This window comes from Priestia sp. GS2 (assembly GCF_036409025.1).
GTDB lineage: Bacteria > Bacillota > Bacilli > Bacillales > Bacillaceae_H > Priestia > Priestia aryabhattai_A.
In genome coordinates this window covers 3,038,396-3,051,359 of record NZ_JAZGJX010000001.1, presented here as the reverse complement: position 1 = coordinate 3,051,359, position 12,964 = coordinate 3,038,396, and the positions used below count along the sequence as shown (strand labels likewise).

Below are 12,964 nucleotides of genomic sequence, written 5' to 3'. Positions count from 1 at the left end.
AAACCTATGTCACGTTTATTAGATGTAAAAGATTTGGAAGTTTCATTCCAAACATACGGTGGAGAAGTTAAAGCTGTGCGAGGTGTTAACTTCCACTTAAATAAAGGTGAAACGCTCGCAATTGTAGGTGAGTCGGGCTCAGGAAAAAGTGTAACATCACAAACAATTATGCGCCTTATTCCAATGCCACCAGGCCGAATTAATAAAGGTCAAATTTTATTTGACGGTGTCGATCTTGTACAGAAAACAGATAAACAGATGGAAGCAATCCGCGGGAAAGATATCGGGATGATTTTCCAAGACCCGATGACATCTTTAAACCCAACAATGAAAGTTGGTAGTCAAATCTCTGAAGTGCTTGTTAAGCATTCTAAGATGTCCAAAGCACAAGCAAAAGAGCGTGCAATTGAGCTATTAAAGCTTGTTGGTATACCGTTCCCAAACCAGCGTGTTAACCAATATCCTCATGAGTTCAGTGGTGGTATGAGGCAGCGTGTTGTAATTGCAATGGCATTGGCATCAGATCCAAAGCTATTAATTGCCGATGAGCCAACAACAGCTCTTGACGTAACAATTCAAGCTCAAATTTTAGAGTTAATGAAAGAAATTCAAAAGAAAACAAATACATCTATTATTTTCATTACGCATGACTTAGGAGTAGTGGCTAACGTTGCAGATCGCGTTGCTGTTATGTATGCTGGTCAAATCGTCGAGACGGGTACAGTGGATGAAGTATTCTATAACCCACAGCATCCTTATACATGGGGACTACTTGCATCAATGCCTAGCCTTGACAGCGATACAAAAGAAGAGCTAGCTGCGATTCCAGGGACACCACCAGATTTAACTAACCCACCAAAAGGTGATGCGTTTGCTCCGCGTAATCCATATGCGATGAAAATTGATTTTGAGCAAGAACCACCAATGTTTCAAGTATCAGATACACACTATGCGAAAACATGGTTATTACATCCAGACGCGCCAAAGGTAGAACCACCAGCATCTGTGGTAAACCGTATGCGTCCGGTTAAAGGGACTTATACAAAACCAGTTTTATCCGGAAAGGAAGGTGAATAAGATGGCTGAAAAGTTACTCGAAATTAAAAATTTAAAGCAGCACTTTCCAACATCAAAAGGGACGATTAAGGCTGTTGATGGTCTGACATTCGACATCTACAAAGGTGAAACATTAGGTCTTGTAGGAGAGTCTGGTTGTGGTAAATCAACAACAGGTCGTACTATTATTCGCCTTTATAACGCAACGGATGGTGAAGTGCTATTTAACGGTGAAAATGTTCACGGTCGTAAGTCAAAATCAGAATTAAAGAAATTCAACCGTAAAATGCAAATGATTTTCCAAGATCCATATGCATCACTAAATCCGCGTATGACGGTAGCTGACATTATTGCAGAAGGAATTGATATTCACGGTTTAGCAACAAGTAAAGAAGAGCGTATGAAAAAAGTTCAAGCGCTTCTTGAAACAGTAGGGTTAAACCGAGAACATGCAAACCGCTATCCTCATGAATTTAGTGGTGGACAACGCCAAAGGATTGGAATTGCTCGCGCGTTAGCTGTTGAACCAGACTTCATTATTGCGGATGAGCCAATCTCAGCACTTGACGTATCAATTCAAGCTCAGGTTGTTAACTTAATGAAGAAGCTACAGCGTGAACGTGGATTAACATACTTATTTATCGCCCATGACCTTTCAATGGTAAAGTACATTAGCGATCGTATCGGCGTAATGTATCAAGGCAAAATTGTAGAGCTTGCGACAAGCGAAGAGCTATACCGCAACCCAATTCATCCTTATACAAAAGCATTGCTGTCAGCAATTCCATTGCCGGATCCAGATAGTGAGCGTACGCGCCTGCGCCAAGTATATGATCCAAGTATTCATAATTATGATGGTGAAGAACCTGAACTTCGCGAAGTATCACCAGGGCACTACGTATCTTGCTCACAAACTGAGTTTGCTAAATATACGAGTTGATAAAAACGATCTCACAAGAGGTCGTTTTTTCTACTTGTATAAGATAAGGAAATTATGTTACATACTCTGACATCTTACTTTAAAAGTATTATACATGAAAGTAGATTTAAATACTATTATAAATTTTCAGAAATTTATAATATCGCTTTCTTTATGCATCTTCTTCTTCTTTTTATCTCGGTTTATTCGACTGTTTATTCTGTTTTCTTGTATAAATATAAAAAGGGAACAATAGTTATATAGTTCCCTTTTAAAGAAATTACAGCTCAGATAGAATATCTGCATCTTGACGATTTTTATCTAATACTAACACTTCTTCAACAGGTTGATATTTTTCTCCGTAAATTTCTTTATCCTTGTAAGTGTGAATTAATTCATACGTTTTTTTCATGCTATTTAAAATGCTTTCTTCGCTTTCTTCAGAGGGAGACCAGTAGAGAATTTCCATCTGGTTGACTTCGTTTGTCGCTAGAGATCGACGTTTGTAGCCAATAGAAGTCGCGTGCTTAAAGCCTTCTCTTTTATAGAAGTGAAGACGTTTTTCAGTGTCTGAATCCGCATAATCGACAGGCTCAACTTCTAAGATAATAGGCTTGTGGTGATCTTTCAGCTTATTGATTAACTTTCCACCTAAACCTTGCCCTCGTGCATCTTTTGACACAAATAAGTAGTCAACAAAGATAAATTCATCTGTCTCGACATACATCAAGACGTGGTGAGGACCTTCGTCTTTGTTGTAAATCTCACTTTGCTCACTTAGTAATAGCTCTAAATGCTTCTTTGATTTCATTTCTTCTATAGGAAAGTATTGACTTAACTTTTCATACCAATTCATCATACCGCTCCTTTGGGATTAAGTGACTCACTTTGTTTTCTTTTTAGAGTTACCCGTTTTTCTTTAAAATAAACGACAATATAAATAGAAAAACCACTCATAACGGTGACTAAGTTGTTAGTCATCAGAATGAGTGGTTTAAGAGTAGAAGGTTAGCCTTCCTCAATCAAATTTTGTTCTTTTTTTGCTTTCTTTTTCAGCTTTCGCTTTTCAACCAGGTAGTAAATGACTGGAATGAAAATTAGCGTAATAACAGTCGCAAAGCTTAGTCCAAACACAATGACAATTGCCATTGGCTGCTGTAATTCTGTTCCTTCCCCAATACCTAATGTAAGAGGAATTAGACCGATAATCGTCGTAAGTGTTGTCATTAAAATAGGACGAAGCCTCGTTGGGCCTGCAAGTAAAATCGCTTCTTTTAATTCGTATCCTTCTTTACGAAGCTGCTGTAAATAATCGACCAACACAATCGCGTTGTTTACAACAATACCTGTCAAAATCAAAATTCCAATTAAAGAGCCTACGCCTAAAGGTTGATTGGTAATCAGTAATCCGCTTATAATTCCAATAAAAGTTAAAGGAACGGAAAGCATAATGATAAATGGATACAAGAAGGACTCAAACTGACCGGCCATGACCATATAAACAAGTACAACCGCTAGAGCTAATGCTAGTGAAAGTTTATAAAAAGCATCATTCATTTGTTCATTTTGACCACCAAATACAATTTTATATTGTTTATTCGGTAATGAAATTTCGCTTTTTAGCTGCTTTTCAATGTCATCTGTAATACTGCCAAGGTCACGTCCAATAATATCAGCTGTCACGCGAATTTCTCGCAAGCGATCTTCACGCGTAATTTGCGATGGACCTTGTCCTCTAGATATATCAGCAACTGCCTTTAGAGGAACTGTTGAACCAGTTGGCGATTTAATCAATAAATTTTCTAAGTCAGATGTTGACGCTGTATCTTTGCGATCAATTAATAAACGGACGTTTAGCTCTTCGCCGTCACGTGCAAGTTGACTAGCCACAACGCCTTGTGTAGCTTCTGAGATTGCGTTTGAGATTTGTGCGCTTCCAATTCCATACTGCGATGCTTTATCACGATTGATTGAAATCACAACTTCAGGGTTACCATCGTTATAGCTTGACTCCGGTTCCCTAACCCCATCAATTTTCGATAAAATATCAACAGTTTGATCTGAGATTCGAACTAACTCATCGAGATCAGGACCTGAGATTTCAAGAGAAATTGGGTCACCCGTAAAGCCTCCGTCACTTGCTGATACGGTTGCATCAACGCTTGGGATGTCTTTAAGCTTATTGCGGATTTCATCCGCAACTTCTTTATCTGAACGATTTCGCTCACCTATAGGCTTTAATAAAATATTATACGTAGCTTGATTGGTATTGGACCCAGCGGAGCCAGAAAAGTTATTCGACCCACCTACGGTAACGGATGATAAGTTAACCTCTGGAATACCTTTAAGAACTTCATTAATCTCTTCCGTTTTCTCATAGGTTGCTTCTAAGGCTGTTCCTTGAGGTAGCTTAGCTGTAACGGAAACCGTACTTTGATCTTGAGCAGGAAGGAATTCTGTTCCGATAAAAGGAATTCCTGCAAAGGATAAAGCAAATAGAAGTAAGACTGCACCAACTGTTTTCTTCGGATGGCGTAAAGCGGTATCTAATCTTTGTTTATAAAAATGTTTTACTTTACCAAACAACTTTCCGTCTGTATCTCTTTGTTCTTTTTCACGTGTTGTTAATTTAAGGAACAGTGAAGAAAACAGCGGTACAATAATTAAAGCTGTAAATAAAGATGCAAGCAATGAAAAGCTTATGACTAAAGCTAACGGTTTAAAGAGCTGTGCAGCCAGTCCATCTACGAATACAATTGGCAAAAAGACAACAACTGTTGTTAGAGTAGAAGCAATAATAGCTGTTCCAACTTGATTTGTCCCTTGAATGGCCGCATCCTTTTTTGATAATCCTTGTTTTCGAAGCCGGAAAATATTTTCAAGAATAACGATAGCGTTATCTACCATCATCCCAATTCCAAGAGCCAGTCCACCTAATGTCAGTAAGTTAAGGGTCTGACCGCTAAAATACATAAATACAAAGGTCGTGACAATTGAAAGGGGAATCGCAAGGCCAATAATAATTGTACTACGAAGATTTCGTAGAAATAGATACAGGATAATAGATGCTAAAATGCTTCCAACAATCATATTGGATGATACGGATTTAATGGACTGATTAATAAAGTCACTTTGATCCAAAATTGTATCTATTTTTATTCCTTCAGGAAGCGTTTTGTTTAGCTCTTTCAATCTATTATCAATTTCGTTTGCTACGGAAACTGTATTTGCGCCTGATTGCTTTAAAACCGAGATTCCTACAGCTTCTTTTCCATTTAAATAGCTGAGTTGGTCGGATTCTGCATAATCTTCTTTTATCTCCGCTAAGTTTTCGAGCTTAATAACACCGGATTGTGTAGGAATTGGAAGCTCTTTGATATCTTCAATTGAAGTAAATTGCCCTGTAATCCTTATTGGTAAGTTTTGATTTTGATCTTGAACATTACCAGCCGGTAAATTTAAGTTTTCTGATCCGATGATTTGTTGAAGATCTTGCAAGGTTAAGTTATAAGAGGACATCTTTTGCTGATCAAGTGTTAGTAAAATTTCTTTTTCAGCTCCGCCCGATACCGTAACGGATGCAACGCCATCAGCTCCATCTAGAGCAGCTTTAATATCTTCTTCTGCAATTCGTTTTAAATCTTCAAGGCTTTGCTCGCTTTCACTTGTTAGTGAGAGTTGAACAATTGGTAAATCACTTGGATCAAATCGCATGACTCGCGGTAGGGAAGCACCTTCAGGTAAAGCTTCGCGCGCCATGTCGATCCGCTCGCGCATATTTAACGTAGCGAAGTTCATATCGGTTCCCCAGGTAAACGAAACAAGCACGAGTACGCCACCATTTTGAGAGACAGATCGTACGCTTTCAACATTAGGAAGCGTACTCATCGAACTTTCAAGTGGTTCTGCAAGCAGGTTTTCAATTTCTTTTGGTCCCGCTCCGTCATATGTAGCGGTCACAGCAGCTACAGGGAAAGTTAACTCAGGAAATAAATCAACGGGCATATTTCTTCCACTAACGCCGCCAAGGATGAGAAGAAGAACAAGAACCATTGACATGGCAACAGGGCGAAGAACTGATAGCTTAACTATTTTCATCTTGTTCTTCACTCGCTCGTTGCTTTACTTCATTGCCGTCTTGTATCTGGTCTTTTCCATCAGTAACAACGATATCATTGGCTTTTAAACCATCGACAACTTGGTACTGATCATCATTTGTAAACCCTAATGTGATAGGTGTTTTAACCGCTTTTTTTCCATTAACAATGTATACATACGCTTGTTCTTCATCGTAGGAAATAGCGCTGGATGGAATGACTAATGCATCTGATAAAGAATCAATCGTTACTTCACCGGTTGCTTTCATACCACCTTTTACTTGGTTCTTTGCATTTTCAATAGGTGCTTTTACTGTAAAAAGTCCAGTTTCAGGATCAGCGGTAGGAGACACAGTTGAAATCGTACTAGTAAATTCTTGGGTTACTCCGTCAAATGTAAGTTTAATTGGGTTTCCAGCTTTTAATTGTGATACTTGATAGCTGTTAACTTGAAAGGTAGCATCCACGTTTGATTGATCGATGACCGTCATCAGTGGAGTATTAGGAGCCGCAATTCCATTTTCAACAGCACTGACATCCGCAATTGTTCCGCTTATTGGAGCGGTTAATCGAGTAGATGCAACAATCTGTTCAGCCTGGGCAACTGCTTGATTTGCTTGCTGTTTTTGTTGCTTTAACTGCGGAAGCATATCAGGAGTTAATGAAATTTGTGACAGCGACTTTTGAGCTAACTTTGCTTGCTTTAATGAAACTTCAAGTCCACTTTGTACTAAATCAGAAGAGGATACATCTCCGCTTTGCGCTTCTTCTAATAAAGATTCTGATTTGTTCATTGAGGCCTCAAGCTCTTTTTGAGCCTGTTGAAGTTCCTGTGATTGGTCAGGGATAGCCTTGGCTTCCGCTTCTTTAACTGCTTTATCAATATCAGCAGCTGCTTGTCTAGCTTCATTAAGTTGTTTAGTTGCTTCTGAAGCATCTAAAGACACGAGCAGATCACCTTTTTGGACAGTATCACCTACTTTAACATGAACTTTTTCTACGTTTAAGGGATTTGCTGTTAGAATAGGGACTTGTTTTGAAGGCATCGCTATTCCCGATAGTTCAGTGGTGTTGACTAAGTCACTTTTTGAAACTTTTGCTGTTTCTACTACCGGTACGTTATCTTTCGTATCTTCAGTAGTAATTTCTTGCGGAGCACAAGCTGCTAATAATAAAACAGTTGCCACAGCGCTAAGCTGCAAGATTTTCATGTGTAAATCACCTCGTTGGCCTAAATTTCGTCATAATAAACTACACGTCTCGGTTTGCATGTTATTTCTTATAAAATTATGATTCTTTTTGACAAAAGTCATGCAAAGATTGACGAATACCTATCTTTTAATATACACATATCCTTCTATTATTTCGCGTCATAAGGTGCTTATGTAACAAAAAATCCAAATCTATGATCTACATTGCGAAAGGAAACAAATAAAAGTTTGACAAAAAAGTGAACAAATAAAAAATTTGAAACTTAATTCGAGGTTTGAACGTATTAGTAATGTGGTAAATAATTAATGACAGATTTTAAAAATGGTTTTGCACAATAAAATAAGGATACCATTTCAATAAAAATTGTAGTATAATGCAAAATAGATATTATCTTATTTAAAGTAATTATAAAATAATATCGATTTTCATTATCAGTCATTAACTATTTACAATCGTTAATTTTTTATAAAACAGCACGATGTTAGTATAAAGCAAAACAACTTAAAGCTAAGGTTTTTGCCCATTATGACCGATTATGATAGAAGGAGTGAAGGATTAAATGGTTACATTATATACATCACCAAGTTGTACGTCTTGTCGAAAAGCGAAAGCATGGTTAGAAGAAAATGAAATTGCATATGTAGAACGAAATATCTTTTCAGAGCCTTTATCAATTGATGAAATTAAACAAATCTTACGAATGACTGAAGATGGAACGGATGAAATTATTTCAACGCGTTCTAAAACATTCCAAAAGTTAGATGTTCAAGTAGACGCAATGCCTCTTCAAGATTTATATGAGTTAATTCAACAAAACCCAGGTTTATTACGTCGCCCAATCATCATTGATGAAAAGCGTCTTCAAGTTGGATATAACGAAGATGAAATTCGCCGTTTCTTACCTCGTAAAGTTCGTACATTCCAACTTCGTGAAGCTCAACGCCTTGTTAATGGTTAAGTAGAACGTTAGATATAATATAAAAGCCTTCATGTTATACATGAAGGCTTTCTTGTTCCTATATTATGCTTATTGTGAGCGGAATTTATTAATTAATAGTCCGCTCGCTAAGACTAAGATGACAGTGATCGCTGGAATTGATGTATCAAGCGTATGATTATTGGCAAAGAAATCGTGTAGGTTCTTTTCATGTCGAATCATATTTCCGGCTGTGTAAGCTAGAATACCCGCTCCACCATAAATAAGTAGAGGAAAACGTTCCATTAAGTATAGGATAAGCTTACTTCCCCATACAATAATAGGAACAGAAACGAAAAGGCCAATAATAACGAGTAAAATGTTTCCATGAGCTGCACCAGCTACGGCGATGACGTTATCTAAGCCCATGACAAGGTCAGCAAATACAATGGTACGAACAGCTGCGCCTAATGTAGCACTTGCTTTGATAGTGGAGGAGTCGTCTTCATTCGAAATGAGCAGCTTAAATGCAATGACTACTAATAAAATTCCACCAATTAGTTGTAAATAAGGAATAGTTAATAAATAAACAGCTAAAATAGTAAGTAAAATACGAACTACAACAGCTAGCCCTGTACCAAGAACGATTGCTTTGTTGCGCTGTTTCTCTGGGAGGTTTCGGCTAGCAAGGGCAATTACAATTGCATTGTCTCCACCTAGTACGATATCAATACCGATAATGAGTAGGATGGAGGTGAGTAATTCCAAGTCCAATATACGTCGCCCCCCGATTTATGTAATAGTTTGTACTATTACACAGTATTGAGCCTTCAGTCGTATCACATTAAAGACGATAGCAAAACCGCCGGCTCGCATGGTTAGCAGAGTGTTTTATTTCCCTTCCATAGGATTTTATCATAGAATAGATATATGAGGTGTACAGAAAGATTCTATGCTTGTTCACGTGGAGTTAGAATACTTTACAAATTTGTAAAGTCCATGTAGTATTGCTTTAACATAAAGGAAAATAGTCCTTATTACGTTAAGGTAATGAGAAAGAAAGACCGTATTGCCTTCACTGATTTTTCCGAAGGGAGAGATGATAATGGAAATCGAACGCATTAATGAAAATACGGTAAAATTCTTTGTCACATACGTTGATATTGAAGAACGAGGATTTGACCGAAATGAAATTTGGTTTAGCAGAGAACGAAGCGAGGAACTGTTTTGGGAGATGATGGATGAAATTCATCAAGAAGAAGAGTTCGTAGCAGAAGGTCCGCTTTGGATTCAGGTACATGCACTTGAAAAAGGCTTAGAAGTTATTGTAACAAGAGCTCAAATTTCAAAAGATGGTCAAAAGTTCGAAGTACCAGTTGGCGAAAATGATAAAATCGATATCCCTGTAGACGGAAAAGTTGAAGCGCTGTTGGATCAGCATCAAGCGAACCAAAAGAAAAAGAATGAGCTTGAAGAGGATGTCATTGAAGATGAAGGCCTGCATTTTGTAGCTCGTTTCCGTGACTTAGAAGATTTAATCATGTTAAGCCACCATCTAGAATTAGATGAGCTAATCAACCATATGTATGTGTTGGAAGGCAAATATTATTTATATGTAGAATTTACAGATGATGAAGACTTCGTCACTGAGATTGATAATATATTGAGCATCATTTTAGAGTATGGAAACGAGTCTCATTTAACTGTGCACCGTTTAATGGAATATGGAAAGCAGTTAATGAGCGATAACGCATTAGAACAATTAAAGGCTCATTTTCCGTTAAGATAAAAGTGGCCGATTTCATGTATGTGAAATCGGTCTTTATTATGAACGAACAGCATGTTCATTCGTAGGATAGGTGGATAAAATTGAAAAATCGTTTACAGCTACTTGTGTTTATTGCAGGTCTTGTTGTCGTTCTTGTTTTGACAAAAGAATATTTGAGTGGTCAAATTATTGGGATTTTGAGTTTGCTCATTACAATTAGCGTAATCTTTATTGGATTGGTTATTTCGCTTGAAAACCGTCATCCAACTCAAACGTTAACGTGGCTTGTCGTTTTAGGCAGCTTTCCTGTTGTCGGCTTTTTCTTTTATCTACTCTTTGGACGAAACATTCGAAAGCGACGATTGTTTGCAAAAAAAGCGAAGCTAGATGAGCAGGTTTTATTGAAGATGGAAAGGGATTCTTCAATCTTCGACGAACAAGTTGAACGCTTTGGTGAAAAGCGTAAACAGTTATTAACGTTGGCTACTCAGCTAGGGAAAGCTCCGGTTTCATTTGCGTCTGATACACGAGCACTCACGAATGGTGACGAAACATTTGACGAAATACTGGAAGCCTTACAGCATGCACGTCACCATATTCATATGGAATATTACATTGTTAGGCATGACGATCTAGGGCAAAAAATTAAGGATATTTTGATTAAAAAAGTACAAGAAGGCATTTATGTGCGCTTCTTGTACGACGCAGTTGGAAGCTTTAAGCTTTCTAAGCACTACATTCACGAAATGCGAGAAGCAGGCATAGAAATGGTCCCATTTTTACCTGTGCGCTTGCCGTTGTTAAATAATAAAATTAACTTTCGAAATCACCGTAAAATTGTGGTGATAGACGGAACGATTGGATTTGTCGGAGGATTAAATATTGGGGATGAATATCTTGGTCAGAGCCGACACTTTGGCTTTTGGCGTGATACGCATCTGCAGGTTCGCGGTGAAGCGGTGCGCTCTTTACAACTAATTTTCTTGCAAGACTGGTATTATATGACGGGTCAAACGCTACTAACCCAAACGTATCTGTCACCCGACTTAATTGATGTCGATGAAGAAAGCTGCGGTGGAGTTCAAATGATTGCTGGAGGTCCTGACCGAGAGTGGGAAGTCATTAAACATTTATTCTTCTCGATGATTACGTCAGCTCGAGAGTCCATTTGGATTGCATCGCCATATTTTATTCCTGATGAAGATATATTCACAGCATTGAAAGTAGCAGCGCTTAGTGGAGTAGATGTTAGGTTGCTTGTACCAAAAAAACCTGATAAAAAAATCGTTTTTCACGCTTCACGCTCTTACTTTCCAGAACTACTAGCAGCAGGAGTGAAAGTATATGAGTACGAAAAAGGCTTCATGCACAGTAAAATTGTAATTGTGGATAAAGAAATTGCATCGATTGGCACTGCCAACATGGATATGCGAAGCTTTCATTTGAACTTTGAAGTAAATGCCTTTCTCTATAAAACAGCAAGTACTCAAAAGCTTGTTTATGAGTATATGCAAGACTTGGAGGTCTCTTCGGCACTTCATTTAGATCAATTTCAAAAGCGCCCCATTTTGCAAAGAATTTTTGAGTCAACATCTCGTTTACTATCACCTTTACTCTAAGAAAGCTACCTAACAAGGTAGCTTTTTTTTTTGAGAAAAGAAGGAATTTACTAAAGGATAACGAATAACAGTAAGAACCCAATAAGGAAGGAGTGTTAATTATTGCTCGTCGCAAAAACAGACCATAATCGTTTAGTTTCATTAGCCAGTGGCTTTACAGAGGCAGAGCTGCGGCGCTTGCAAAAAACGGGGGATTTTTATTGTCCAGCTTGTAATGAATCCGTTATGCTTCGCGTAGGAATAAAGCGCTGTTCCCATTTTGCACATCGAAAAAAAGAGTGTACAGTTGATCAGGAAGGAGAGAGCGATTATCACGTAACGGGAAAGCTGCAGTTATTTCGTTGGTTAAAAACTCATACCTCAGCTCAGTTAGAGCACTATTTGCCTCAACTTCAACAACGTCCCGATTTGTTTGTTGAAGTTGGAAAAACAGCTTATGCACTAGAATTTCAGTGTGCTTCATTGTCTACTGAAGCGTTCGTTCAACGGACGAATGGGTATAAATCGCAAGGTTACTATCCTTTTTGGGTAATGGGGGCAAAGCGATTAAAGCGCTTAGGTGCCTCACTTTTTCGCCTATCTCCTCAAGAATGGCAGTACCTCACTATCAGCGAACAATCGCCAACGCTTTATTATTTTTCACCCTTCACAAATGAGTTAATCAAACTTGAGCATATCATTCCGTTTTCCTCCCAAATTGCTTTTGCTGAATTGAAAATTTTCACGCCTAATTCCCATACATTTTCAGAATGGCTTACTTTGCATACGTCTCCTTCTTATCATGAAGGGTGGATTCAGAAAAAAAGGAATTTCCGCACGACGTACATGCTATATCCAGGCTTACAACATAAGCACTTTTTAGAAAAGCTCTATACTCTTCAAATTCCACCCACTCATTTTCCTTCTGAAGCTGGTTTTCCAATACCTTCTGCTTTTATGCTTGAAACACCTGCAGTAATATGGCAAGCTTGGCTCTTGCTTGATATTATGCACGTAAAAAAAGTGGGAGAAATAGTGAACCTAAAGCAGATATATATGCAGTTTAGTGCTAGGATTCGCCAAAAGCTTATTAAAGTACGCTCCGTTCCTTTTATGCATTCTACAATTGAAAAGCCACTGCTAGAGTATGTCGAAGTATTATGCAAGCTAGGTTTACTTTCTCCTGTTACGCATGATTCTTATCGAATTGAAAGAGGCTATACAGTTCCTTTGCTCAGCTCTGATGCTTTTTTGGAAGATGGGTTATTAATGAAAAAATGGTTAGACCAAGCAAAAGAAGTGACACGTTAGTAGAAAATAAGTACGCTTAAATAGAAACTCTGTTTAGGCGTGCTTACAAGCTGACTAATTTTTGAAAAGCCACATACAATAAAAAAA

At 38.0% G+C, this 12,964-nt stretch carries 10 protein-coding genes; 6 read left to right on the top strand and 4 right to left on the bottom strand.

Features of this window, described 5'->3' with window-relative positions; genetic code table 11:
• Window positions 1-6 precede the first annotated feature (6 nt).
• Window positions 7-1,077 (top strand): ABC transporter ATP-binding protein, encoded by a 1,071-nt coding sequence (locus tag V2145_RS15505; protein ID WP_094913053.1) that lies wholly within the window; start codon window positions 7-9, stop codon window positions 1,075-1,077.
• Between the two features lies 1 nt (window position 1,078).
• Complete coding sequence (locus tag V2145_RS15500; protein WP_131887350.1) at window positions 1,079-1,996, top strand: ABC transporter ATP-binding protein; 918 nt, start codon at window positions 1,079-1,081, stop codon at window positions 1,994-1,996.
• A gap of 259 nt (window positions 1,997-2,255) precedes the next feature.
• Here the strand turns inward: V2145_RS15500 and V2145_RS15495 are convergent, their stop codons facing one another.
• The 3 genes from V2145_RS15495 to V2145_RS15485 all read right to left on the bottom strand — a co-directional run bounded on the left by V2145_RS15495 (window position 2,256) and on the right by V2145_RS15485 (window position 7,283).
• Window positions 2,256-2,831: a GNAT family N-acetyltransferase gene (locus V2145_RS15495; protein WP_094913051.1), complete on the bottom strand. Its 576-nt coding sequence runs from the start codon at window positions 2,829-2,831 to the stop codon at window positions 2,256-2,258.
• A gap of 152 nt (window positions 2,832-2,983) precedes the next feature.
• Window positions 2,984-6,073, bottom strand: coding sequence for an efflux RND transporter permease subunit (locus V2145_RS15490; RefSeq protein WP_131887349.1), 3,090 nt, complete (start codon window positions 6,071-6,073; stop codon window positions 2,984-2,986).
• A complete protein-coding gene (locus V2145_RS15485; RefSeq protein WP_330987992.1) occupies window positions 6,060-7,283 on the bottom strand; it encodes an efflux RND transporter periplasmic adaptor subunit in 1,224 nt (407 codons plus the stop codon). Before V2145_RS15485 ends, V2145_RS15490 begins: the two co-directional genes overlap by 14 nt.
• A gap of 560 nt (window positions 7,284-7,843) precedes the next feature.
• Between V2145_RS15485 and spxA the strand changes: the two genes are divergently transcribed.
• A complete protein-coding gene (spxA, locus tag V2145_RS15480) occupies window positions 7,844-8,242 on the top strand; it encodes a transcriptional regulator SpxA (RefSeq protein ID WP_025908146.1) in 399 nt (132 codons plus the stop codon).
• 69 nt (window positions 8,243-8,311) lie between these two features.
• On the opposite strand, the gene V2145_RS15475 is transcribed toward spxA, so the two are convergent.
• Window positions 8,312-8,974: a TerC family protein gene (locus V2145_RS15475; protein ID WP_094913049.1), complete on the bottom strand. Its 663-nt coding sequence runs from the start codon at window positions 8,972-8,974 to the stop codon at window positions 8,312-8,314.
• A gap of 331 nt (window positions 8,975-9,305) precedes the next feature.
• Here V2145_RS15475 and mecA point away from each other — a divergent pair, with 331 nt between their 5' ends.
• The 3 genes from mecA (at window position 9,306) to V2145_RS15460 (ending at window position 12,877) form a co-directional block, all read left to right on the top strand.
• The gene (mecA, locus tag V2145_RS15470; RefSeq protein ID WP_330987991.1) at window positions 9,306-9,989 is read left to right on the top strand and encodes an adaptor protein MecA; all 684 of its coding nucleotides are present in this window, start codon (window positions 9,306-9,308) and stop codon (window positions 9,987-9,989) included.
• 80 nt (window positions 9,990-10,069) lie between these two features.
• Window positions 10,070-11,587, top strand: a complete 1,518-nt coding sequence (cls, locus tag V2145_RS15465; protein ID WP_094913047.1) for a cardiolipin synthase — start codon at window positions 10,070-10,072, stop codon at window positions 11,585-11,587.
• Between the two features lie 102 nt (window positions 11,588-11,689).
• Window positions 11,690-12,877, top strand: coding sequence for a competence protein CoiA (locus tag V2145_RS15460; protein WP_330987990.1), 1,188 nt, complete (start codon window positions 11,690-11,692; stop codon window positions 12,875-12,877).
• The last annotated feature ends 87 nt before the right edge of the window (window positions 12,878-12,964 follow it).